General features: G+C 55.2%; 23 protein-coding genes and 1 tRNA gene. 17 read left to right on the top strand and 7 right to left on the bottom strand.

The genetic code is table 11. From position 1 onward, the window contains the following. Nucleotide 1 precedes the first annotated feature (1 nt). Entirely contained in the window at nt 2–622 is a 621-nt protein-coding gene (gene imuA / locus BVH03_RS24440; RefSeq protein WP_075963621.1) for a translesion DNA synthesis-associated protein ImuA, read from the bottom strand. Between the two features lie 291 nt (nt 623–913). Here imuA and BVH03_RS24435 point away from each other — a divergent pair. Both BVH03_RS24435 and BVH03_RS24430 read left to right on the top strand, forming a co-directional pair. Further along, nucleotides 914–1,003, top strand: a tRNA-Ser gene (locus BVH03_RS24435). A 373-nt stretch (nt 1,004–1,376) separates the two neighbouring features. After that, nucleotides 1,377–1,679 (top strand): AlpA family transcriptional regulator, encoded by a 303-nt coding sequence (locus BVH03_RS24430; protein ID WP_075963620.1) that lies wholly within the window; start codon nt 1,377–1,379, stop codon nt 1,677–1,679. Nucleotides 1,680–1,767: 88 nt separating this feature from the next. On the opposite strand, the gene BVH03_RS24425 is transcribed toward BVH03_RS24430, so the two are convergent. Beyond that, nucleotides 1,768–2,136, bottom strand: coding sequence for a helix-turn-helix domain-containing protein (locus BVH03_RS24425; RefSeq protein WP_075963619.1), 369 nt, complete (start codon nt 2,134–2,136; stop codon nt 1,768–1,770). 151 nt (nt 2,137–2,287) lie between these two features. Between BVH03_RS24425 and BVH03_RS26225 the strand changes: the two genes are divergently transcribed. Together BVH03_RS26225 and BVH03_RS26220 are read left to right on the top strand one after the other, a co-directional pair. Further along, nucleotides 2,288–2,815, top strand: coding sequence for a hypothetical protein (locus tag BVH03_RS26225; RefSeq protein ID WP_143486064.1), 528 nt, complete (start codon nt 2,288–2,290; stop codon nt 2,813–2,815). A gap of 9 nt (nt 2,816–2,824) precedes the next feature. Further along, nucleotides 2,825–3,481, top strand: a complete 657-nt coding sequence (locus BVH03_RS26220; protein ID WP_143486063.1) for a hypothetical protein — start codon at nt 2,825–2,827, stop codon at nt 3,479–3,481. 738 nt (nt 3,482–4,219) lie between these two features. Here the strand turns inward: BVH03_RS26220 and BVH03_RS24415 are convergent. Next, entirely contained in the window at nt 4,220–4,894 is a 675-nt protein-coding gene (locus BVH03_RS24415) for a hypothetical protein (RefSeq protein ID WP_075963617.1), read from the bottom strand. A 290-nt stretch (nt 4,895–5,184) separates the two neighbouring features. Between BVH03_RS24415 and BVH03_RS24410 the strand changes: the two genes are divergently transcribed. Continuing rightward, nucleotides 5,185–6,162: a site-specific DNA-methyltransferase gene (locus BVH03_RS24410; RefSeq protein WP_075963616.1), complete on the top strand. Its 978-nt coding sequence runs from the start codon at nt 5,185–5,187 to the stop codon at nt 6,160–6,162. A 24-nt stretch (nt 6,163–6,186) separates the two neighbouring features. On the opposite strand, the gene BVH03_RS24405 is transcribed toward BVH03_RS24410, so the two are convergent. The 4 genes from BVH03_RS24405 to BVH03_RS24390 all read right to left on the bottom strand — a co-directional run bounded on the left by BVH03_RS24405 (nt 6,187) and on the right by BVH03_RS24390 (nt 11,177). Beyond that, nucleotides 6,187–8,025, bottom strand: a complete 1,839-nt coding sequence (locus BVH03_RS24405; protein WP_075963615.1) for a hypothetical protein — start codon at nt 8,023–8,025, stop codon at nt 6,187–6,189. A gap of 885 nt (nt 8,026–8,910) precedes the next feature. Further along, on the bottom strand, nt 8,911–10,389 hold the full coding sequence (locus BVH03_RS24400; protein WP_075963614.1) for a site-specific integrase: 1,479 nt from the start codon (nt 10,387–10,389) through the stop codon (nt 8,911–8,913). Nucleotides 10,390–10,634: 245 nt separating this feature from the next. Then, nucleotides 10,635–10,826: a hypothetical protein gene (locus tag BVH03_RS24395; protein ID WP_083640157.1), complete on the bottom strand. Its 192-nt coding sequence runs from the start codon at nt 10,824–10,826 to the stop codon at nt 10,635–10,637. Between the two features lie 84 nt (nt 10,827–10,910). Further along, nucleotides 10,911–11,177: an antitoxin of toxin-antitoxin stability system gene (locus tag BVH03_RS24390; RefSeq protein ID WP_075963613.1), complete on the bottom strand. Its 267-nt coding sequence runs from the start codon at nt 11,175–11,177 to the stop codon at nt 10,911–10,913. 614 nt (nt 11,178–11,791) lie between these two features. On the opposite strand from BVH03_RS24390, the gene folE2 reads away from it, so the two are divergent. From folE2 to BVH03_RS24330, 12 genes are all read left to right on the top strand, one after another. Then, nucleotides 11,792–12,700, top strand: a complete 909-nt coding sequence (folE2, locus tag BVH03_RS24385; protein WP_075963612.1) for a GTP cyclohydrolase FolE2 — start codon at nt 11,792–11,794, stop codon at nt 12,698–12,700. Next, nucleotides 12,697–13,779 (top strand): GTP-binding protein, encoded by a 1,083-nt coding sequence (locus tag BVH03_RS24380; RefSeq protein WP_075963611.1) that lies wholly within the window; start codon nt 12,697–12,699, stop codon nt 13,777–13,779. Before folE2 ends, BVH03_RS24380 begins: the two co-directional genes overlap by 4 nt. Continuing rightward, nucleotides 13,776–15,167: a cysteine--tRNA ligase gene (gene cysS / locus BVH03_RS24375; RefSeq protein ID WP_075963610.1), complete on the top strand. Its 1,392-nt coding sequence runs from the start codon at nt 13,776–13,778 to the stop codon at nt 15,165–15,167. Before BVH03_RS24380 ends, cysS begins: the two co-directional genes overlap by 4 nt. Next, nucleotides 15,164–15,412 (top strand): membrane protein insertion efficiency factor YidD, encoded by a 249-nt coding sequence (gene yidD / locus BVH03_RS24370; protein ID WP_075963609.1) that lies wholly within the window; start codon nt 15,164–15,166, stop codon nt 15,410–15,412. Before cysS ends, yidD begins: the two co-directional genes overlap by 4 nt. Then, the gene (locus BVH03_RS24365; RefSeq protein ID WP_075963608.1) at nt 15,406–16,014 is read left to right on the top strand and encodes a 6-carboxytetrahydropterin synthase; all 609 of its coding nucleotides are present in this window, start codon (nt 15,406–15,408) and stop codon (nt 16,012–16,014) included. The genes yidD and BVH03_RS24365 overlap by 7 nt, the downstream gene beginning before the upstream one ends. Continuing rightward, nucleotides 16,007–16,207 (top strand): hypothetical protein, encoded by a 201-nt coding sequence (locus BVH03_RS24360; protein ID WP_075963607.1) that lies wholly within the window; start codon nt 16,007–16,009, stop codon nt 16,205–16,207. Before BVH03_RS24365 ends, BVH03_RS24360 begins: the two co-directional genes overlap by 8 nt. Continuing rightward, nucleotides 16,201–17,202, top strand: coding sequence for an arsenic resistance protein (locus tag BVH03_RS24355; protein ID WP_075963606.1), 1,002 nt, complete (start codon nt 16,201–16,203; stop codon nt 17,200–17,202). Before BVH03_RS24360 ends, BVH03_RS24355 begins: the two co-directional genes overlap by 7 nt. Before the next feature lie 9 nt (nt 17,203–17,211). Beyond that, complete coding sequence (locus BVH03_RS24350; protein ID WP_075963605.1) at nt 17,212–17,772, top strand: carbonate dehydratase; 561 nt, start codon at nt 17,212–17,214, stop codon at nt 17,770–17,772. Nucleotides 17,773–17,774: 2 nt separating this feature from the next. Next, nucleotides 17,775–19,784 (top strand): threonine--tRNA ligase, encoded by a 2,010-nt coding sequence (gene thrS / locus BVH03_RS24345; RefSeq protein WP_075963604.1) that lies wholly within the window; start codon nt 17,775–17,777, stop codon nt 19,782–19,784. Beyond that, nucleotides 19,781–21,127 carry a dihydroorotase gene (locus BVH03_RS24340; RefSeq protein ID WP_075963603.1) on the top strand — a complete coding sequence of 449 codons (1,347 nt, stop codon included), beginning with the start codon at nt 19,781–19,783 and terminating at the stop codon, nt 21,125–21,127. The genes thrS and BVH03_RS24340 overlap by 4 nt, the downstream gene beginning before the upstream one ends. Before the next feature lie 18 nt (nt 21,128–21,145). Further along, on the top strand, nt 21,146–21,646 hold the full coding sequence (gene hisI, locus BVH03_RS24335; RefSeq protein WP_075963602.1) for a phosphoribosyl-AMP cyclohydrolase: 501 nt from the start codon (nt 21,146–21,148) through the stop codon (nt 21,644–21,646). A 286-nt stretch (nt 21,647–21,932) separates the two neighbouring features. Further along, nucleotides 21,933–22,529 (top strand): leucine zipper domain-containing protein (locus BVH03_RS24330; RefSeq protein ID WP_143486070.1); only part of this gene is annotated, 597 nt, incomplete at its 3' end.

The raw sequence follows: 22,529 nt of genomic DNA, 5'->3' as shown, positions 1-22,529 counted from the left end.
ATCAAAAGCCCCAGCCGCTCAATTGAAACGTGCGCGCCGGTGCTTGGCCGCCTCGGCACTTGAGCACCCGCACCTGGGCGGGCTGCGCCTGGATGGTCAGGCGCAAGGCCGCTGGCGAAGGGTTGCGCGCCTCATGCAGCGGGCGGTATGCGAAGGCCAGGGTCTGCCCGGTTTCCGCGGCGATCTGCAGGCGGCGCAGGGCACGGTCATCGGCCCGTTGCGGCCACAGCACCACCGCCGCGCAACTGCCCGAACGCAGGCACTGCTCGGCCGCCCACAAGGCATCCCGTGCGCTCGCCTGGATCAGCGCCACCTGCTTCATCTCCACCCCGACTGCCGACCAGGCGCTGGGGTAGGGCAGGTAGGGCGGCGCGACCAACACCACCCGCTCCCCGGCAGCGCTCAAACGTGCCAACGTCGCCAGCACCACGCGCAGCTCACCGATACCCGGCGCCTCGACGAGCAGCTCGCTCAGCGCCGCTTCCGGCCAGCCACCGCCTGGCAGCGCAGCATCCAGCTCCGCGTGGCCTGTGGGCTGGTGGCCGCTGGGCGCGACAATGCCTTGGCCACGCCAGATACGGCGCTCATTGAGCAGATGATCGATAGCGACGACGGAAGGCATGGCAGATGGGCGCAAGAAATATACTGTTTAAATGTACAGTATTCTGCCCGGCCAGTAAGCCACTATCCGCCGAGCGGATGGCAGCCGACTCGGGCAGCGTTTGCGCATGCCAGCAGGCTCCGGGCTACAACCCCGATGCCAAGGGCTTTGGCACGCGGCATCGGGCACGCCAACCAGCCAGTAGCCACATAGCCGCCATCGGCAAATGAGCCAAGCATTTGATAGCACGCGAAAAAAATTACCTAATGGGCTTCGCCAAAGCGAATTCTGCTGGTATCATGCGCGCCGCCTGGGAAGATGCCGGAGTGGCCGAACGGGACGGATTCGAAATCCGTTGTATCAGCGATGGTACCTAGGGTTCAAATCCCTATCTTCCCGCCATATTGAAAAATCCCTTATAAATCAAGTGTTTATAAGGTTATAAAACGACGATTTGTAGCAATGGTTTGTAGCAAACCAAAGCCCGCAGGTTGTCGTTTTTTTTTGCCTGCTCGGAGCTTTCTGCTCCTGATCTCCATCCCAGTCCCCGCCCTGAAACTCCGCCAAAGGGCTTCTAGGGATTTTTACGCTTGTTTTTTGATCGAGGTAGCCAAAGGTGCGGGTACTTGCTATCCGCGGCTTTGGGTGCCGACCTCTAGCAATTGTCATAGGGTTCCATTAACATCCATAAGACGCCATTTGTTGTCATTGGCTATCATTGGCGATCATGAAATGAGCAGGTGGCCCGGTGTTCAATCAAATAGAGGATAGGTCAATGAAACTCATTGATAGCTCGGGGGTTTGCGAAATGCTTGGCATTAGCAAATCAACCTTGTACCGCTGGTGCGGCATCAAAGAAGGGAACGAACCGTTTGCTTTAGGCGTCAGCCGAGGGCTTTCGACTGGAAGGACGGTCACGGCAGTAGCTTCTGGTTTCGGTTCAATTGAAGAGCTTAAAGCTCAGTTCGATAGGCTGCAGGATGAGCCTGGAGGTTTCCCGAGACCATTTAAAATCGGTCGTGCCTTGAAGTGGGATGAGGATGAAATTGTGAAGTGGCTTGAGAAGCAGCGTTGCTAAGAGATTGCCCGCTAAGCTGGTGGATGCTCAGCATCCCGAGGCTTAGCGGGCAATGCGACGTTTTTGATAAAGTCTGTGGTCTCTGCTGCTAACGCTTACGGCTTTTGCGACGACGGGTGATTACCTCATTCGCGAACGTCGCTATCTCCTTCAGTGACTCGCGGTCGCTGACTTCATAGATGAGATCGCTTAGGTAATGTCGAAGCTCGTCGCGGCTCAACTCGTTAGGAGCTGCAGGCTCGGGCGTCTCGCTGAAAAATGACGCTATCGAGCACTCCAGGACTGCCGCGATTTCCCCCAAGGTATCGACACCCATAGCCGACTGGCCGCGTTCGTAGCGGCTGATGGTAATTGGCTCGCATCCAAGCCGCTCGGCAAGCTGGGCTTGCGTCCACTGCTTCGCTTCACGGATCTGTTTTAGCCGCTTGCCAAGGGCTTTGGTGGTGTCTTGGGTCATAGCTAACCCCTTGAAAAATCAGATGCTTACACCTCCCTGCATCCTGCTGAATAACATTTAGTGATTGGTAGATACCAATTGACAGATTTTGATCGTATATTCACACCCGACCTGCCGAATGGGTCGGCATGGATAGCTACGGAATAGACCTGTGAAGACGTACGTGAAGGCTGTTGGGTTGGCGTGTTTGGTTGTATCTAGCACTGCTTTTGCTGATCTAGATTTTAAGCTTCAAGAACTTTCCCCTGAGAGAACGGGTATGGAGTACGGCTCTAAGATTCTTGAGTTCTCCGGGAAAGTCACAGGAAAAAAATGGGCGGCTGAAAATGGTGTTGGTTATTACTTTTCTGAAAGTGATAACAGATATAAAGATTCTTATGATAGAAGACTTAGCGACGGCTATTTTTTCAATATTAAAAAATATATTCATCAAACAGAGGTTCAAGATCTGGATGATATGCTTGCAAGGCAAAGCCAGCGTTTGGGATTCATTGAATTTTATAATCAAGGCTCTCTACATTTTAAGCTGGTCGATGACGATACGTTAGAAATGGTTCCATACGCTAATACAGCTAAGGAGCGAGATCGGTTGATTTTGAAACGTGTAAAAGAGTTCCCTGAAAATCCAAGCCCGAAGAAACTTAAAAGTGCCAAGGAAAGTGGCGTTTGGTTCGAGTAGGGGAATGCTGTGAATAAAAGATCTGTCTTTAAATGTGAAGCCGTTATTGTTAGGGAAAAGAGCAGTATTTCTAAAACAGGCGGATCAGTGACTGCCAGTACGCGAGGGAAGCATACGACTGTAACTAATACGTTACATACTGACATAGTGCTTGAAATTATTCTTGAGCATAGTGACGGTGAGTTCAAGAAATATGAATTGGTTAATGAAAGCCTTGATGCTCCAGTTGGAAAGAAAATATTGATGGCTTTTAAGGATGATAAGCCTTGTGGGTATCAAGTAACTCCTAGATCACCAGTTTGTTCTCTAGGCTATACCAGTCAAAAGGGCAGTCTTTCTGGCCAAGACTTTTGGTTTTGCATTATGCCTGGTGCTGGGACGTTGATTGGTTTATTTATGCTTTACAATGATGAAACATATTATCAAGATGGGGAGATGAAAGTTTATAATCCCGCCAAGGTATCGGGGCTCATTAGTTTGCTTGGGGTTGCTTGTACGTGTCTTTTAATGAATCCGTGGATTGGATATTTTTTAGGGACTGCAGCCTTTGGTGTCTTAAACGCTATCGTCTTTTCACTACATTATGGTAAAGAAAATTCAGGGCGTAGAAGCATGCTTGAAGATATAAACGAAAATTTCGGAGAAAAGGTATCGGAGTTAGCGTGATGAAAAGGCCACTTCGGTGGCTTTTTTATTTCTTCATTGGTGGAAAAAGCATATGCGATCCGGATTTAAACTATTCCCATGGTTTAACATTTGCAGTGCTGGTTAGGTTGGATGGAAGGGCTTCACGTGTGCGTATGCGTGTGCGTGTCTTGAAAACCCTAAGGGGTTTTCGCTTTGCTCTTAACTCTCAGCATTGCCGCGAAGCGGCTTCGCCTTTCTTCTCGGCAAAGCTGCTCCTTCCTAGTAACTCAATAAAAAATGAGCTTTCGGAGGAGAGCTTTACCGATTAAGGGAAGCGAGCCCTTTTCTCGGATTTAAGTCGTTGATACTGACGCTTAAATTTTGAACACTTAACGCATATATCTGCTGCGTCCCGGCTCCCTGTTCAACATCTTTCGATGGCTTGCGGGCTGGCACCTTCGTTGCCGGGTTCCCCTTTGTACGGCCTCGATTTCCATAGTCCAAAAATCGCAATGATAGGATCGGGTGTCCTGTCCAAAACTATGGGAGGCGTAAATACTGAATTTATTATAGTTATGAGATTTTTCGGCAGGAAGTCTTGAACTTGGTAGTTTATGTGTTATAACTTTAATTACAAGTTGAGACTGCTGCTATCAGTATCAACGCCGAAGCCCAAGTGTGTGATGCATTTGGGCTTCATCTTTTTATACAGTACCACTTGATTTGATTAAGTCAATTGATGGCAAGAAAAAAGCCCGCTTGATTGCGGGCTTTCTTTTAATGACTAATTGTGTGTTGTCTGCCCGATCTATACCACTGGATACACTCTTCAAGTGAATCAGTCCAGTCTTCATTCCTTTCAAGGGGAACGGGCTGGAACTTCAAAATGCAGGCCGAATCCTTTGGGTCAGGCAAAAGCCAAGAAGCGACGGTATAGCGGAATTGTGCCCAGTCGTTCGCTGCTGGGTGCATTGATACCGCTAGAATTTCAAACTCGCCATAGCGATAAGGCCGGGTGCTGGCTCCATCCTTGTTGCCGCCTCGGGTTTTTTGAGTTTCTACAACATATTTATCAGCGGATAGGATTCGGTAGCCTTCATTAGCCATCATAGGTCGCTGGTTTTTCTTTCGTTGCATTTTTACTTGAATGCCAATCTCGCCAATAGCATCGGCGATTTTGAAATCAAAAGGCAGATCGCCCGGTGGCGTAATGTCCTGCCATTGGGGGAGCTTTTCCAATACTTCAACCTTAAAGCTGGCCTCTGCGATGATTCCCCGGATACCTCGCTTGGTTAGATCGGAGCCTCTGGATATAGCCTCCAGAATCACCTCTGCCTGGGCGTTAAATTCTTCCTCAAGCGGGTGGATAGCTATTTCGCTTCGTAGGAATTTGAAAATCTCGTCCCTTTCGTCTGTGGTTAGTTCAGCGAGACGCTGCCTCAACTCAATCATTTACTACTCCTTTGCTACCCTTAGGGCGTCCAGCCTTCTCCGGTTGGAAATTCAACACGTCTTCACGGGATACAAGGATGTAACCGGCCACCGCGAGGGTGCGGACACGTCCCCGCTTGATCAGGCGACCTATGGCCTGTCTGGTTACGCCCCGAAGCCGTGCAGCGTCTGCCTGATTGATCCATTCGTCTAAATTGGTTGACATTGACAACCCATTAGTCTAGCCTTGTAGATGTGGTAGGATTTGGCTCGCCATTTCCTCGAAAATCATTTATTAGATCACGGCCAGAATGACAGAACAACTTACGCTTTCAGTTGAATCAGCCAAAGAGTTGGCCATCCCTAACATTTTTGCGAATGGCGACCGTACCTCTTTCTACTCCACGTCCAGAGGAAATGCTTTTTTAGGTGATTCTTTGGAATATTTGAGAGAGATTAAAACCGGATCGGTCAATCTGGTGATGACCTCGCCGCCTTATGCCTTGCATTTTAAGAAGGCCTATGGGAATAAGGATAAGGCTGACTATAACGAGTGGTTTATTCCATTCGCTAAAGAGATAGCTCGTATATTGACCGACAATGGTAGTTTTGTATTAAACATCGGCGGGAGCTACAACAAAGGCGAGCCAACCCGCTCTCTTTATCATTACAAGCTATTGATTGAACTTGTTGAGACTGTGGGCTTCTACTTGGCTCAAGAGTGCTTCTGGTACAACCCGGCCAAAATGCCAGTTCCAGCAGAGTGGGTGACTGTTCGACGGATCAGGATCAAAGATTCCGTTGAATACGTTTGGTGGCTGTCAAAAACTCCGTGGCCGAAAGCCAACAACCGCAACGCATTGCGTCCTTATAGCGATGATATGATCAGGTTGAATAAGCGTGGTGTTAAATCAACAACTAGGCCATCTGGCCACGCTATCCGTGATTCGTTTGATAAGGTTCACGCTGGGGGCTCTATTCCTCCAAATATTATTGACGATGATACGCCGTCTGACCTGCTTAAATTTGGAAACAACTCTGCCAATGATGGGTATACAAAGCGATGCAAAGAAGCGGGAATCAAAATCCACCCAGCACGGTTCCCGGCTGCATTGCCTGAGTTTTTTATCAAGCTGTTAACCGATCCCGGTGATGTGGTACTTGATCCATTTGCTGGATCTAACACAACTGGCAAAGTGGCAGAGGGATTAGAGCGTTACTGGTTCGCCTTTGATCAAGTCGAAGAGTACCTTGAAGCTAGTAAATTCAGATTTGAAAATACATTTTAAAATAAGCCCCTTAATTGGGGCTTTTTATTGGTGCGGGTCGTAAGGGTCTTGAAACGGGCTTGGCGGTTTAGGCTTCAAAAGTCTTCGCTTTCTTGCTTTAGTCGACTCTTCTTTTTCTTCTTTGGTAAATTCCAATGTCTGGTTTTCGGTGAAGGTATCAGATGCCCACAATTTTATATTTTCTTTAATTCCAAACCTGACCTGGGATGGATCTAGTCCCTTCTCTTTTAAGTTTTCCCTAACGTTAGATAAGTAGTCTTTACGCTTTTCCGGCCCAAACATTTTAGCAGTGTCAAAAGTGTTCTCTTTCAATCTCTTGTAAAATTCTTCTGGATTCTCGTCCTGATCTTTGGCTTGAAGTATGCGATCCACAAGAATGTCAAATCTTTTGACAAGTGGTTCAAGTGTTCCCTCAATCTTTACAATTGCACTTTCAAGGTGTTTTTTCTTTGCTGTATCTTTTTCTATCTGTTTGGATATTTGCTTTAGCTCTTTGAGCATTTCGCTCTTGGTTTTGTTAAAATTCTCCTTCAATTGATTGGTCTTGCTTGTCATTTCTGTTATGTCGCCATCAAGCTTTTGCCTTTGGCTATGAAGTTTGATGTTGTGCTCTTTCTGCTTGCTAGCCTCTAGCTGCAAGATTTGAATATTTTCCTTGTACGTCGTTACAGTGTTTTGAAGATCTACAATGGTTGCATTTAGATTGATGGTTTCAATTTTCTGCTTTTTAGATTCTAACTCTTGAAGCCTGAGATCTTCTTTAAGATTCTCAATTTGCTTTGTGTAATAGTTATAGCTACGCTCACTTTTCGGCTTCTTTGCCTCTTGCTCAACTTCACTTAGGTGTTTTTTGTTTTTCTTGGTCTTTGGTAAAAACTTGGCCTGCAAGCCATAGACTGCGGCTAGCCCGTTGAAGTGTTCGTAGAATGCCGCTTGCATTACTTTTGACTTCCAAGATTCACGTTCGCGGATAAATCTATGATTTTGCTTTTCTTCGCTGCGGTTTGGAAGTTTAAAGTCTTCTAATTTCGGTGGGTTTGTTATGCTTTCCAAGCGTTCTTTGTTCTTTGCGTAGTATTTCACTGCAAAGTCATACTCTTGGGCTGAAAAGTCATATTTCCCTGTTTTTGTATTTTGAAGATCCAGAAAGGCGTGGACGTGATTAGTTGATTCGTCCAGGTGACTGAATGAAAAGAGAATCTTATTGTCAGGGAAATGTTTTTGATAGAACTGGTGCAACGACTTCTGTAAGAGATCGGTTTTCTCCCTGGATATGGCTACCTTGTTGGGCTCCGGTATCACAAGGATCATTTCTTTCACTCTGTTGACCGTCCTTGATACTGCTCTGCTTGGTGCTTTCTGATCAATCTCGCTCTTCTTGGTCGCGTAGTTTTCTAAAAGGTCTATACGCTGGCCTATGCGGCTTATTTTGTGGTGATTCAATAGGGCGGCGTAGTCTTCCACTACCAGCGGTTTTTCACCTTCCATAACTGAGACAACGTATTCCTTTACCTCTGTTTCATCAGTTGCGTTGATGAATTTGTTGAGCTTGGATCTTAATTTTCTCAGTTTCTCTTTTTCGGTTGCTATCTCTTCGGATGCTTCCGTTTCGATTATTTTGGTTTGTAATTGGTCATTGAAATTGGCCAGTAATTGCTCTGCCAGATCTCTCGTTAGCACCTGCTCCACACCATCAACAATGGCAATGTTTGGATGTGGTGGATTAGGGTTAAATTCAAACTCGTCATACTCGTTTTGTTCCAGCCTAAGCGAGTGCCTTAACGAGCTATCTAGTCCCTTCAAATTTGAATAGTTTCTATCTCTTTTGGTCAGTGTGATTCTCTGCAATTTTATGTCATTCATGTCATCCTCAGTTATGGGTTTATCCTTGCTCTAGCTTTTGCTTCTGTCCTGCCGACTAGGCACCTGCATTAACCGTCACATCTTTTGCGTAGCAAAAGTGGGATGGTTAATATAGCAGGTATGTTTAAGGGGCCAGTTTAAAAGCTGAGCTATATGTATATATTGAACCATGATTAAAATGGTTTTCAAGTATGTAAAGGGTTTGGGTTTTTTGGTGCTTGTGTAATACGTGTGCTTCAGTATGTGGTTATAGCGTGGGTGAGGATATAAAATCGCCAAAGCAGTAAAGTGTTGTAATGCGAGGAGATATCTTATTACCGACAAGAAAAAGAATAACCGAGCAACTGCTCGGTTAGGCTGATGGTCGCTTCGCTTTATAAGAGCGGGAAAAGAAAATTAAGGTTGGACGCTATTTAGGCTTTTTCATCGAACGGTAAAAATATTTTCATTTATCTATTGACAGAGTTTTTTGCTGTTTATAAGCCAAAATTTGAGGTTCGGAAAATTAAAAATATCAAAAAATTGGTATAAAAGCATATAAAAAACGATATGCACTTTTTGTGTGCATTTATGGAAATGGGTCAAATTTGAGCGATTATTTTTATTCGTATATTAGTAGGCAGAGATAAAAAGACCCTTCTTAAAGGCCATTTTTATGAGTTGTAAATAAATCTGGCTTCTGCTCTTTTCGGGTGAAAATCCATTCATACATTTATCAATCGAAAACAAGCCATTTAATGAGTGTTTTTAGTTTTTGCTACCAAAGCACCAAACCAATACTAAATGCTCGAATATGAGCAGATTTTGAAGTTTTAAGGATATGGTTGTTACATGTTCTGATGTGGGGTTGCTGGAAAGTAAGAATATTCTCAATGTGTGAGTTATCTAAGTATAAAGTTTTATGTTGTATTTGAGTTTGGAGATTGCTGTGTTTTTTTGCTTCGGGCTTGGCCCTGCACTATACACGTCAAACGTAATGGTTCCGGTTTCGTGTCCAACAATCGCGGCAATCAAAATTCCGGGCACATCTGAGCGTTGTAATTGCGTGATGACAGTTTTGCGGAAGCTATGGAAAACAAATTGAGCGTTATAGCCGAGATCGGTTTTTAATCGTCCAAATTGTTTGCTGAGGGCATCTGATCTGTTGCCATATTTATTGCCCGAGGTGGATTTTATTAGATATCCGTCTTCGGACTGTTTAACCAAACGCTCTACTACATGTAGCAGTTTTGGATGAACGGGAATAGATCGATCACCGGCTGCGGTTTTCGCATCTTTGATTGAAAAGCACTGAATGCCTTCCTCTTGGAGGATATCGCTCGTTTTCAAACGGCATAGTTCTTCGATGCGTGCCCCGGTGTATGCACCTAGCAAAATGAGATCTGCGAGGGTTTCCCGGTTTTTCTGTTTTTTGGCAGCCTCGTAGAGCTTCACTACATCATCAACGGCAAATGCTTTGCGTTCCGTAGAGGCGTTAGCTTTTTTGCTTCGGTTCGTTGGAAAGTCATGATTCTGGAACGGAGAAACTTGATCACGATGCAATTTCTTGAAAAATTCATCGTATCGGTTGGCCCATTTCCAAAAGCTGGAACCTGCAAACAAAAACTGTTTTTTGGTCTTTTCACTGACCTGAAGCGTATCCATATAGGCCGTAATGCTTTCGTGGGTTAGGTCGTGGCGGTTGTCTTCAAGCCATTTTTTTAGGCTCTGCAAGCGAGCAACCTGCGTATCTACCGTCTTCTGGACAATTCCCTTGACCTGTTCTTGATGAGTCTTGAATGCGTTGATTCTGGCTGTTGTGATAGGGGACTTCGCCCGGTAGTGGCTCGGGTCTTTGAGGATCTGCTTAATTTCTGCCTTGTCCACTTCCTCCAATACCAATGCTGTTACTTGCCGCTCCATATTGTCTTGCATAAGGCTTTGAATATCACGGTGGAGCTGTAACGGATCTGGTTCCGGCCCTCCTACCCTGAAATGCCTAACTATCTGCTCCCATTCCTCTGCAGAGTTCTCCGGCCCCAAGGTTAGAAACTCCGTCATGCTGTCAAAGATTTCGCCACTCATTGGCGTATCGGCAATCGCTGCTTGGGCCGACTCGGCAAGAAAGGTCTTAGCGTGCTCTGAGTTTTTCCTAGCCAAAATCCGGGCATCTTCTGGATCGATCTTCAATTTTCCACGGGCTTGGTCAATCAAGGATTGCCATTGCTGTAGGTAGGAGATTTTGAGCCGCTGGGCTTTGGTTTTAGATCCGGTCTTTAGCGAAGCGGTGAACTCGCGTCGATTGAGGGTAGGGCGAGCATCTGCCGGGATACTGAGACGGGCATGCCATGTGCCCGAACGTAGAACTAGATTATCGCTTGCCATTGCCGCTACCTCAGAGCCAAGAATGCTTGGATCGTAGGTGTTTTTCTGGTGATTTTGTAGCAGAAATTTGTAGCAAACGGTTCTGTAACTGACTGTATCTATTGATTTTATTGGGTTTTTTGCTCTAAATCGGAAAGTCCCTATCTTCCCGCCATATCTCAAGCCTAAGCCCCTGAAACTACTAGAGTCTGGGGGCTTTTGCTTTTTAGGATCGCCGGCTGTCGAAAGGCGCACCGGCCTGCTGCTCAGCCCTGGTGCGGGGGCCACATCCTGGCGCCATGCACTAGGGTGAGAATCCAGACCGCATCATTTTCAGCCTGATAGATGAGCCGGTAGGTTTTGTTAGGAGTTAATTCGCGGGTGCCGGCGATCTGCCGCATGCCCTGGTCAGGAAAGTCTCTCCGGGATGCTGCTGCAGTACTGAATAGCTTATCCATGCGTACGGCTGCTGGCGGGTTATCCGTCGACGTAGTCCCATATATCCACACGACCCTACTCAGCTTCGGGCGTCCAGATAATCTTCATTTGTGACCCAAAGCTTTAGCGCGCCGTGCAGAGAACGCAGCTTCTACATCTTCATTGGATCGGCCATGGCCAGCCTCGACAGAAGCTCTGGCAACAGCCACCTTGCGCTGAACGAATTCATCATGCGCTTTGGCTTGCTGCTGCTGGCGACTGTAATCGCGCATTACCTGAGAAGCCGGGAGGTGTGCGGCTTGTGCAGCAGCCATGAATTCGTCACGCAGTTCAGGCTCCAGCTTCAGGTTGAATAAAGCTTCTTTAGCCATGACAGACACCCTTGATCATGTGTGCGACGTATATAGGTTTCAAGCATGGTAAACCTGCGCGTACTCTAATCGATTCAAGGGCGACGCTTGTGCGTTAGTACGTAGCGGCGCGAGGGGCTTGCCAACCCGCCGTCGGTGAACGCCCTGGCAGGCAGCTGGGAGTGGGCCAGGCCATCCAACGAGAGGCGCTCAAGCAGGTGATCTGGGTGTCGGCTCTGTTATTTACGTAGTCAACGCATGCCGCTGGCCAGGACGCTGTTGTTCCAGCACAAGTGAGCAGATCACCTTTGAGGCGGCTACTTGGGTGCGGCGAACGTCTCCACCTTCTGTCGCGGCTATAACTGTCCGTTCTGCGGGTTAGGAGCACGCGCTCTGGCGATCGCTAAGGCTGCGGACTGAGCCTCACCATCGGCACGGAGCGTTGACCAGCGTGCCCGAAAGTAGACGAAGAGAAGCTTTACGCTGACTATTTACTTGTTATGTTATAACGTATCCAGGTATTCAGCGAGGCTGCCGTATGCCAGCAGCCAGCAACCAGAAATCCGTGTTCACCGCGCTCAAGGCGGCGCGGCGTACTTGACGACCTTTACGATCAAACCCACAAGGACCCCGCAATGAATGCTGTACTGCCCGATGTATCACGTGCCGAGCGCGCCGCCCAGCTGGGTCAGTTGGAGTGGGTCGGCATGCAGGGCATCGACCTGCCGGTGACCTTGGCTGAAAGGGGTTGCCCGCCGACCCTGCATGCCCGCGCCGACGTTCAGGTCGACCTGCCGGCGGCCCATGTGAAGGGCATCCACATGTCGCGGCTGTACCGACTGGTCGATAGTCTGGGCGAGGGCCAGGCGCTGTCGCCGGCGGGCCTGCACCAGTTGCTGCAGGCGATGGCCGACAGCCACCAGGACTGCGCCAGCGGCAATGCCCGGTTGTCGCTGGACTTCGACCTACTGACCCGGCGTCCGGCGTTGGTCAGCGAACACCTGGCCGGCTGGAAAGCCTACCCGGTGAGCCTGGAAGCCACGCTGATCGCCGGCACCTTCAGCCTGCAGGCGCAAGTTGGCGTCACCTACTCATCGACCTGCCCGTGCTCCGCGGCGCTGTCACGGCAACTGGTGGAACACGCCTTCGCCGAAGCGTTCGTCGGGCAGCAGGGGCTCTCCGTTGAAGACGTGGCCGCCTGGCTGCGTGAGCACGCCACCCTGGCCACACCGCACAGCCAGCGCAGTGTCGCCCAGGTGCGGGTGCAATTGGGCGAAGCTGATGAACTGCAGTTGCTGGCATTGGTCGAGCGTATCGAACAGGCCCTCGGCACGCCGGTACAGACGGCGGTCAAACGGGCCGACGAGCAGGCCTTCGCTGCCCTCAATGGCAGTAATTTGATGTTCGTCGAAGACGCCGCGCGGCGCATCCAGCACGCCCTGGCCGGCCACTACTCCGGCCCCCGCGTGCATGTGCGCCACCTGGAAAGCTTGCACCCGCATGACGCCTCGGCCTGGGCCGGGCCCCTGGTGCCGCCGGCATGAGTGCCACGGCACCGCTGATCCCAGTGACCCTGTTGAGCGGGTTTCTCGGCAGCGGCAAGACCACCGTGCTCAACCATCTGCTGCGCCAGCCGGCGCTGGCCGACACCCTGGTGATCATCAACGAGTACGGCGAAATCGCACTGGATCACCTGCTGGTCAAGCACAGCCGCGAAGACCTGCTCATGGAGCTGAGCAGTGGCTGCCTGTGCTGCACCATCCGTGGCGATCTGGTGCAAACCCTGGCGGAGGTCGGCCGCGAACTGGCGACGGGCGAACGGCGGCCGCTGCGCCGTGTGCTGATCGAAACCACCGGCTTGGCCGATCCGGCGCCGATCATTCACACCCTGATGACCCACACCCAGGTGGCATCGCGCTATCGCCTCGACGGCATCGTCGTCACGGTCGATCTGGCCGCTGGCGCAGTGACCCTGGCCAGTCAGCCGGAGGCGCTCAAGCAAGTGGCGGTGGCCGATGTATTGCTGCTGACCAAGGGCGATCTGGTCAGTGCTGGTGAAGGCGAAGTCGTGTTGGCCCGGTTACAGCAGCTCAATCCGGCAGCGCCGCGCTGGCCGGCGCCTCAGGGCGTGGTCGAGGCTGAGCGGCTGCTTGACCTGGGGTTGTTTTCCAGCCGGGGTGAAGGTGCCGATGTCGAGCGCTGGCTCAACGAGCCGGCTTACCGTCCTCTGAAACAACCGGTTGTACCGCGGCACCTGGGGACGTCACTGCGCCTGCCACCCGCCAACCGGCATGACGGTGATATTCGCAGCTTTTGCCTGAGCCTCGACGAACCGTTGGCCGACAGCGAGCTGAGCGACTGGCTGGAACTGCTGATGAGCGTGGCCGGCAGCCACATTCTGCGGGTCAAGGGCATCGTCAACATCCAGGGCCGCGAGCGCCCAGTGGTGCTGCATAGCGTGCAGCACATCTTTCATCCGCCAGTGTGGTTGCCGGCTTGGCCGAGCGCGGACCGTCGCACGCGACTGGTGTTCATCACCCGTGGGGTGGAGCGCGAGGTGGTCGAGGGTATCCTCCTGGCCCTGCGCGGCGCCGTGGCCCCGATCGAGGAACAGAGCGCATGAGCCAGATCCTGCTGCACAACACCCTGAGCCGGCGCAAGGAGCCGCTGCAGACCGAACGCCCGGATCGCGTCACCCTGTATGTCTGCGGGCCGACGGTTTACAACTACGCGCATATCGGCAACGCCCGTCCGGCGGTGGTTTTCGACGTGCTGGCGCGGCTGTTGCGCCACGATTACCGCGAGCTGCTGTACGCGCGCAACTTCACCGACGTCGACGACAAGATCAACGCCGCCGCCGCGGCCGCCGGCGTGCCGATCGGCAGCATCACGGCCCGGTACATCGACGCCTATCACGAGGACATGCAGGCCCTCGGAGTTCTGGCGCCGGACATCGAGCCTCGGGTCACCGCACATATCGGCGACATCATCGCCCTGGTGCAGACCCTGATCGAGCGCGGCCATGCCTATGTCGCCGAGGGCCATGTGCTGTTCGAGGTGGCGTCCTATCCCGAGTACGGGCATCTTTCCGGCCGCCGCGTCGAAGACATGCTCGCCGGTGCGAGGGTCGAAGTGGCGCCGTACAAGCGTGACGCGCTGGATTTCGTGCTTTGGAAACCCTCGGACGCATCGCAGCCCGGTTGGGACAGCCCCTGGGGCCGCGGCCGGCCAGGCTGGCACGTGGAGTGTACGGCGATGATCGGCCAGCACCTGGGCCACACCATCGACATCCACGGCGGCGGGCAGGACCTGATCTTCCCGCACCACGAAAACGAGATCGCCCAGGGCACCTGTGCTCATGGCGGGCTGTACTGCCGCACCTGGGTGCATAACAGCTTCGTCACCGTCGACGGGCAGAAAATGTCCAAGTCCCTGGGCAATGTGCTGCTGGTGCGCGACCTGCTGCAGCAGTCGTCGGGCGAGGCCATCCGCCTGGCGTTGCTGGCCACTCATTACCGCCGGCCGCTGGACTGGAACGAGATGCGCCTGCAGGCCGCGCAGCAGACGCTGGCGCGGTTGCAGGCTAGCCTGGCGCGAGCCGCCGATGTCGAGGCCGACGCCGATACAGGTGTCGACGACGAGGTGCTGCAGGCCCTGCGCAACGATCTCAACGTATCCGCGGCACTCGCACGCTTGCAGGTGCTAGCCCGACAGCTCGATGCCGCCCGCGAGCCGGCGGCGCGGCGTCAGGCCAAGGCGCAGCTGCTGGCCTCCGGCGCCTTGCTCGGGCTGCTGCAGCAACCTGTGTCGCAGCCCGCCCTGAAACAGCAGCTAGCGGCCCAGGGGGCCGAACGTCAGCAGGCCGAAGCGCTGCTGGCGGCACGTGAGCGGGCGCGTCAGGCGCGGGACTTTGCTCGTGCCGACGCCCTGCGTGCCGAGTTGGCGCAACTGGGCTTTCAGGTCGAAGACCGCGCCACGGGGCCGCAACTACGCGCGGCGGAGCCGGCATGAAGCGCCTGACGCTGAAGCTGCTAATCGGCCTGGTGCGCGGTTATCAGCTGTTCATCAGCCCGCTGATAGGCCCGCGCTGCCGTTTTCACCCTACCTGCTCGCAGTACGCCATCGATGCCCTGCGCTGCCACGGCGCATTGCGCGGCAGCTGGCTGGCGCTACGCCGGCTGGGGCGCTGCCATCCCTGGCACCCGGGCGGTTACGACCCGGTGCCCTGTACCTGCAAACGAGAGGACCAATGCTGATTCGCAAGCTGTTCAAGTTCGAGAACGCGCACGTCGTGCGCGGCTGCAGCAGCGAGCGCTGCGCGTTCTCCATCCACGGTCATTCCTACAAGGTCGAACTACTGCTCGAGGCTCACGTCCTGGATCAGGGGCAGATGGTCTACGACTTCGGGCTGCTCAAGGGCGACATCCGCGAGCTGATCGACGCGTTCGACCACGCTGTGGCGCTATGGTCCGGCGATGATCCGGATTACCTGCAGAGCATGCGCCGGCACTCGGCGCGTTGGGTGCTGCTACCGGTATCGCCCAGCGCCGAGCAGTTCTCCCGGCTGTTATTTCGCCTGGTCGACAGCGCTCTGCAGCTGACCGACATGGTCAACGGTGAGCAGGACGTGTGCCTGCACTCGGTGATCGTGCATGAAACGGAAACCGGCTATGCCCAGTGTTTCCGCGAGGATGCAGACAACCCGCGGATGGGCCTGATCGAGCTGGACTGCATCGAATTTTCCCCAGCCATTCGCGCCGCCTGGAGCGATCCGCAGCTGCTGCAACGCCTGCAGCGCGGCGAGCGGCGGGCCAACCCGGCGCCGCCGGTCGACCATCAGGGAGGGGTATATGCGTAGTGTGAATGTCGTGGTCGGCCTGCAGGTGCGCCATGAGCCGCTCATCTACTGCTTCAGCTACGGGTTCCGCCAGCGCTTCGCGCTGATCGCCGAGGGGATTTCCGCGCCCCTGGGCCTCGAACATGCCAGAGAGAAGCAGGGCAGTTGGCGGCCGTCCGGCAACGCTGAATGTTGCGAGGGCTGCCAATGCTGAGTCTCAAGGCGCCCGGCGCCTCCTTTACCTCGCTCATCCTGCTGGCGGCCATCGCCCTCGGCGCTGCCCTGGGGCACTTCGCGCCGTACACCGGCGAGCGCCTGGGCGACTGGGTCGACCCCACGTTGCTGAGCCTCGTGGCGTTGCTGTTCTTTGGCGTGCGTTTCGGTGCGCTGCTGCAGGCAGCGAGCAATCTGCGCTTCTTCGTCGTGGCGCTGCTGGCCAACTTCGTGCTGATTCCGCTGATCGGCTATGCCGTGGCCTGGCTGCTGCTCGGCCACCACCCGCTGTTCATGGTTGGCCTGGTGATCTACTTCATGTCGCCCTGCACCGACTGGGTTCTCGGCTTCACCCGGTTGGCCAAAGGCAATGTCGCCCTGGGCACGGCGCTGATTCCGCTGAACATGCTGGTGCAACTGCTGCTTTACCCGCTTTACCTGCAGCTGTTCGCCGGGCAAACCGTGGCGGTGGAGGCGGGCACCCTGGGCAGCACCTTATTGCAGTGGTTCCTGCAGCCCTTGCTGCTGGCCATCCTTGCCCATCAGGGGTTGCGCTGGCTGCTGGGGGGCGAGCGCTTCGAGGTTTTGCTGGCCCTGGTCGATCAGTTGGTGCCCTGGCTGATCGGCCTGCTGGTGCTGGAAATCTTCGCCGGCCACATCGCGGTGATCCTCGAGCACCGCCGTGTGTTCGCCTGGGTACTGCTGGCGGTATTCATCTTCTTCGTGTTGACCTTTCTGCTCGGCGAGGGCCTCAGCCGCCTGTTGGGTTTCGACTATCCCGAACACGCGTTGTTGAGCATGACCACCGCTGCGCGCAATGCACCGCTGATGCTCGCCGTGACCATGGCGGCACTGCCAGGCCAGCCGCTGATCTACGCCGCCCTGGTGATCGGCATGCTGGTCGAGTTTCCCCACCTGACGGCACTCAGCCGCGTGTTGCTAGCCCAACGCCGGCAGCGCGCGCACGTCTCCAATACCGTGACCCCACCTGCTTGAGAAAAACAGATGATTCGCAAAAATCCGCGTGGTGATCTGCCGCAAATCCACCCCAGTGCCTTCGTTGACCCGACGGCCATCCTCTGTGGCCTGGTGATCGTCGAAGAGAATGTATTCATTGGCCCTTACGCGGTGATCCGTGCCGACGAGATGGACGCCAATGGTCATATCGATCCCATCGTCATCGGTGCCCACTCCAATATTCAGGATGGCGTGGTCATTCATTCCAAGTCCGGTGCTCGGGTCAGCATTGGCCAAAACACTTCCATCGCTCACCGCGCTATCGTTCATGGCCCCTGTGCCGTGGGTAACGCGGTATTCATCGGCTTCAACAGCGTGCTGTTCAACTGCGTCGTGGAAGACCGCTGCGTGGTACGCCACAACGCAGTGGTCGACGGCGTTCACCTGCCGGCAGGTTTCTATGTGCGTTCCACCGAGCGCATCGGCGCCGAGACCGACTTGAGCACCTTGCCTCAGGTGCCCGCCGCCGCCAGTGAGTTTTCCGAAGACGTGGCCCGTACCAACAACGAGTTGGTATTGGGCTACAAAAGCATTCAGAACGAGTTCTAGAAATGAGCGAAAAACCTGTAAGCATCACGCTGCCCGACGGCTCGCAGCGCCGCTATGAGCAAGCGCCGAGCGTGGCGGAGGTGGCGGCAAGCATCGGTCAGGGCCTGGCCAGGAACACCCTGGCAGGCCGGGTGAATGGCGTTCTGGTGGATGCCTGCGAGCGGATCGAGAGAGACGCGACACTGCAGATCATCACCCCGCGTGACGACGAGGGCCTGGAAATCATCCGCCACTCCTGCGCGCACCTGATCGGCCACGCGGTCAAGCAACTGTACCCTACAGCGAAGATGGTCATCGGCCCGGTGATCAACGACGGTTTCTATTACGACATCGCCTATGAGCGCCCCTTCACCCCCGATGACCTGAGCGCCATCGAGCAGCGCATGGAGGCGTTGATCGCCCGCGACTACGACGTGACCAAGCGCATGACGCCGCGTGACGAGGTCATTGCACTGTTCACGGCACGCGCAGAAGACTACAAGCTGCGGCTGATCGAGGACATGCCTGAAGAGTCGGCCATGGGTCTGTACTTCCACGAAGAGTACGTGGACATGTGCCGTGGCCCCCATGTGCCCAACACGCGGTTTCTCAAGCACTTCAAACTGACCAAACTGTCCGGTGCCTATTGGCGCGGTGATGCGCAGAACGAACAGTTGCAGCGCATCTACGGCACCGCCTGGGCGGATAAGAAGGGCTTACAGGCCTACCTTACACGCCTGGAGGAAGCCGAGAAGCGTGACCATCGCAAGCTGGGCCGCGAACTGGATCTGTTCCATTTTCAGGAAGACGCTCCTGGCGCGGTGTTCTGGCATCCGCGCGGCTGGACGGTATTCCAGGCTTTGATCAGCTACATGCGTCGCCGTCACGACGGCGCGGGTTATATCGAGGTCAACACACCGGACGTGATGGATCGCAGCCTGTGGCAGATTTCCGGCCATTGGCAGAACTACCGCGATCATATGTTTACCACCGAAACCGAGGATGGCCGCGCCCTGGCGCTCAAGCCAATGAATTGCCCCGGCAGCGTGTTGCTCTATCGTCATGGCCTGAAGAGTTATCGTGACCTGCCGATTCGTATGGGCGAGTTCGGCAAGGTGCACCGTTACGAGCCATCCGGCTCGCTGCACGGCCTGCTGCGCGTACGCCATTTCACCCAGGATGACGCGCACATCTACTGCACCCCTGCACAGATGGATGCCGAGTGCCGCGAGGTGGTGGCGCTGACCCTGGACATCTATCGCCAGTTCGGCTTCGACGATGTGCGCATCAAACTGTCCACCCGTCCGGCCAACCGCATGGGCAGCGAGGCCACCTGGGACACCCTCGAAGGCGCGCTGGTACAGGCGCTCGAAGCGATGAACCTGCCGTATCAGATCAATCCGGGGGAGGGCGCCTTCTACGGGCCCAAACTGGAGTTCGTGTTGCGTGACGCCATCGGCCGTGACTGGCAGTGCGGCACCCTGCAGGTGGACATGAACCTGCCTGAGCGTTTTGGCATCGATTACGTCGACGAAGAGGGCCAGCGTCAGCGTCCGGTCATGTTGCACCGAGCGTTATTCGGTTCGCTGGAGCGCTTCACCGGTATTCTCATCGAACATTACACCGGCAAGTTGCCAGTGTGGCTGGCGCCGGTGCAAGCGGTGCTCTTGCCGATCACCGATGCCCACGCCGATTACGCCCGAGATGTGGCGCAGTGGCTGAGTGATGCAGGGCTGCGCGCCGAGCACGATCTGCGCAACGAAAAGATCGGCTACAAGATCCGCGAGCAGACGTTGCAGCGCGTGCCGTTCCTGCTGGTGGTTGGGGCCAAGGAGGCGGCTGCCGGACAGGTCGCAGTGCGCACCCGCGACGGCGCCGACCTGGGCGTGATGAGCCTGGCGCAGGCCCGGCATTTTCTGCTGGAGCAAGCGCAGGCCCCTGACTTCGCTGACCGACAGGCAGAGCAGCGTGTTCGCGATAAGCGTCTGCGGGGCCTGGCAACCCAGCAGCCGTTGCTCGAGGTAAACCCATGAGCGAGCGCCACGCCGACGTCCTGCTGCACGGCGGCACGGTGATGACGCCCAATGGCGCCGAGCGCATCGATCTGGCCTGCCGCGATGGGCTCATCGTTGCCCTGGGCGACTTGCGTGACACGTGGAGCGCCGAGAACGAAGTCGATGTTCGTGGTCTGCATGTACTGCCGGGCGTGATCGACAGTCAGGTGCATTTTCGCGAGCCGGGCCTGACCCACAAGGAAGACCTGGAAGCCGGCACCCGTGGCGCAGTGCTGGGTGGTGTCACGGGCGTGTTCGAGATGCCTAACACCAACCCGCTGACGCTCTGGCAGGCTGACCTGCAGACCAAGCTCGATGCGGCCGCGCAGCGTGCATGGTGCAACTACGCCTTCTATATCGGTGGCTCGGGGAGCAATGCCGAGCAGCTCGCGGACCTTGAAAACCTGCCTGGCTGTGCTGGGGTCAAGGTGTTCATGGGCAGTTCGTTCGGCGACCTGCTGGCCGACGATGAAAGCGTGTTACGGCGCATCCTCAAGCATGGACGCCGGCGCATGGCGGTGCATGCCGAGGATGAAGCCCGGCTGCGAGCGCGCAAGGCGTTGGTCGAGGCCAGTGGTGACGTTCGACAGCATCCGCTGTGGCGCGATGAAACCAGCGCGCTGATGGCCACCGAGCGCATCGTGCGGCTGGCCGCCGAGGTTGATCGCCGCCTGCATGTATTGCACGTCTCCACCACCGAGGAAATGACCTTTCTCGCCCGCCACAAGCGCCGGGTCACGGTGGAAATCACCCCGCACCACCTGAGCCTGATGGCCCCGGATTGCTACGAGCGCCTGGGTAGCCTGGCGCAAATGAACCCGCCTGTGCGTGACAGGAGACACCAGGAGGCATTGTGGCGAGCCATTCGCGACGGCGTGGTGGACGTGGTGGGCAGCGACCACGCCCCGCACACGTTGCAAGAGAAAGCCAAACCCTACCCGCATTCGCCCAGCGGCATGACGGGGGTGCAAACCCTGTTGCCGTTGTTGCTCGACCACTGCAACGCCGGACGACTGAGTCTGGCGCGTTTGGTCGATCTGACCAGTGCCGGTCCGGCACGGATCTTCGGCCTGGAAGGCAAGGGCCGCATCGCGCTGGGCTTCGATGCCGATCTGACGCTGGTCGATCTGCAGGCGCAGCGCACGATCCACAACAGCTGGATCGCCAGCCGCAGTGGTTGGACGCCCTACGACGGCATGCAGGTGAAAGGATGGCCTATCCACACGCTGGTCAATGGCCGGCTGGTGGTCCGCGACGAACAACTGCAGGGCGCTCCCCAAGGCCAGATGCTGCGCTTTCTGGACGCCGATCGGCGTCGTTGAATAACCGAGATTTTCTTGATGAACAACACATCGCAAAAAGCCCCTGAAACGTCCCTGTTTGCAGCGCGCACGTCCATCGAACAGGTGGAAGAGGGCCATGACCTGGCCCCCAAGTTCGATGCCGACGGCATGATCGCCTGCGTTACCACCGATGCTGTCAGCGGTGAGGTACTGATGCTGGGTTACATGAACCGCGAGGCGCTGGAAAAGACTATCCAGACCGGCGAGGCCCATTACTGGAGCCGCTCACGCCAGATGCTATGGCACAAGGGCGCTACCAGCGGCCTGGTGCAGAAAGTCGAAGAAATGCGCATTGACGATGACCAGGACGCAGTCTGGTTGCGTGTCGTGCTGTCTGCCGGGCACAACAGTGCTCCGGCCAGCTGTCACGTTGGCTATCGCAGTTGCTTCTACCGCACCGTCGAGCTACAGACTGGGCGCATTGGCTATGCTGAGGCCGAGAAAACCTTCGATCCCCAGGCTGTCTATGGCGACGCGCCCAACCCGACCATCCTCTGAGCGCGGCCCCCGAGCCACTTTTATGCAACTGCACAGCGTGTCAAACCTGAGAGCCTGTTCAAGGTCTGCATGCCATGAAGCGGCAACTACGAGGTAGAAGCGGCCGTTCCCTTATCCACTATGGGAGCGCGCCATGCGCGCGCGAGAAACGCGGGCGGGGCTAGGCGTCCCCGCCCGCGCCAACAGGTACTGTGCCCCACTAGCTGTGATCTCTCAGTAGGTTGTTCATCCGGGGCGTTCCCGGAATTCTGGAAGCGCGACCAACACAGCCTTCCAGGAGCCCCGGATGAACTTGCATAAACATGCCCGTCTTACCCCTCGAGGTCGAGCCCTTCTCGTGCAGCGCATGCTCGATGGATTACGTGTCGAAGATGCAGCACAAGCCGCAGGAGTCAGTGTCCGCACCGCCTACAAATGGCTCAGGCGCTTTCGTGAGGAGGGCGAGGCCGGCCTGATGGATCGCTCGTCACGTCCGCATTCATGCCCTCATGAGACGGCAATCGACCTCATCGCACAACTGATTCAACTACGCCAATCTCGCCATACCTACCGACAGATCGCGCTGGCACTCGGCGTGGCCGTCAGTACCGTTGCGCGCCGTCTCAAACAAGCGGGCTTTCATCGGTTGGCCGAGCTGGAGCCTGCCCCTGCAGTGGTTCGCTACGAATATCCCAACGCCGGCGATCTCCTGCACCTGGACATCAAGAAGCTGGGCCGATTCTGGAGGCCAGGGCACCGAGTTACGGGGGATCGTCTGCAGGGCTCCTTTGGCGCCGGCTGGGAGTTCGTTCATGTAGCCATCGATGACGCGTCTCGGCTGGCCTTCACCAGCCTGCACCCAGATGAGCGCGGCAATAGCGCCTGTCGAGCCCTGCTGCAGGCA

The sequence above is a fragment of the Pseudomonas sp. PA15(2017) genome (assembly GCF_001945395.1).
Lineage (GTDB): Bacteria > Pseudomonadota > Gammaproteobacteria > Pseudomonadales > Pseudomonadaceae > Aquipseudomonas.
The sequence above is the reverse complement of the archived record's forward strand: the minus strand, read 5'-3'. Positions and strand labels throughout refer to the sequence as shown.

Bases quoted from the DNA above. Each gene is read 5' to 3' on its own strand.
- BVH03_RS24390 (WP_075963613.1), bottom strand. From the start codon at position 11,177: ATGGCTAAAGAAGCTTTATTCAACCTGAAGCTGGAGCCTGAACTGCGT.
- BVH03_RS24380 (WP_075963611.1), top strand. From the start codon at position 12,697: ATGAGTGCCACGGCACCGCTGATCCCAGTGACCCTGTTGAGCGGGTTT.
- BVH03_RS24415 (WP_075963617.1), bottom strand. From the start codon at position 4,894: ATGATTGAGTTGAGGCAGCGTCTCGCTGAACTAACCACAGACGAAAGG.
- imuA (WP_075963621.1), bottom strand. From the start codon at position 622: ATGCCTTCCGTCGTCGCTATCGATCATCTGCTCAATGAGCGCCGTATC.
- BVH03_RS24365 (WP_075963608.1), top strand. From the start codon at position 15,406: ATGCTGATTCGCAAGCTGTTCAAGTTCGAGAACGCGCACGTCGTGCGC.
- BVH03_RS24410 (WP_075963616.1), top strand. From the start codon at position 5,185: ATGACAGAACAACTTACGCTTTCAGTTGAATCAGCCAAAGAGTTGGCC.
- cysS (WP_075963610.1), top strand. From the start codon at position 13,776: ATGAGCCAGATCCTGCTGCACAACACCCTGAGCCGGCGCAAGGAGCCG.
- BVH03_RS24430 (WP_075963620.1), top strand. From the start codon at position 1,377: ATGAAACTCATTGATAGCTCGGGGGTTTGCGAAATGCTTGGCATTAGC.
- BVH03_RS24360 (WP_075963607.1), top strand. From the start codon at position 16,007: ATGCGTAGTGTGAATGTCGTGGTCGGCCTGCAGGTGCGCCATGAGCCG.
- BVH03_RS24400 (WP_075963614.1), bottom strand. From the start codon at position 10,389: ATGGCAAGCGATAATCTAGTTCTACGTTCGGGCACATGGCATGCCCGT.
- BVH03_RS24340 (WP_075963603.1), top strand. From the start codon at position 19,781: ATGAGCGAGCGCCACGCCGACGTCCTGCTGCACGGCGGCACGGTGATG.
- BVH03_RS24355 (WP_075963606.1), top strand. From the start codon at position 16,201: ATGCTGAGTCTCAAGGCGCCCGGCGCCTCCTTTACCTCGCTCATCCTG.
- hisI (WP_075963602.1), top strand. From the start codon at position 21,146: ATGAACAACACATCGCAAAAAGCCCCTGAAACGTCCCTGTTTGCAGCG.
- BVH03_RS24405 (WP_075963615.1), bottom strand. From the start codon at position 8,025: ATGAATGACATAAAATTGCAGAGAATCACACTGACCAAAAGAGATAGA.
- thrS (WP_075963604.1), top strand. From the start codon at position 17,775: ATGAGCGAAAAACCTGTAAGCATCACGCTGCCCGACGGCTCGCAGCGC.
- BVH03_RS24350 (WP_075963605.1), top strand. From the start codon at position 17,212: ATGATTCGCAAAAATCCGCGTGGTGATCTGCCGCAAATCCACCCCAGT.
- BVH03_RS24395 (WP_083640157.1), bottom strand. From the start codon at position 10,826: ATGGATAAGCTATTCAGTACTGCAGCAGCATCCCGGAGAGACTTTCCT.
- BVH03_RS24425 (WP_075963619.1), bottom strand. From the start codon at position 2,136: ATGACCCAAGACACCACCAAAGCCCTTGGCAAGCGGCTAAAACAGATC.
- folE2 (WP_075963612.1), top strand. From the start codon at position 11,792: ATGAATGCTGTACTGCCCGATGTATCACGTGCCGAGCGCGCCGCCCAG.
- yidD (WP_075963609.1), top strand. From the start codon at position 15,164: ATGAAGCGCCTGACGCTGAAGCTGCTAATCGGCCTGGTGCGCGGTTAT.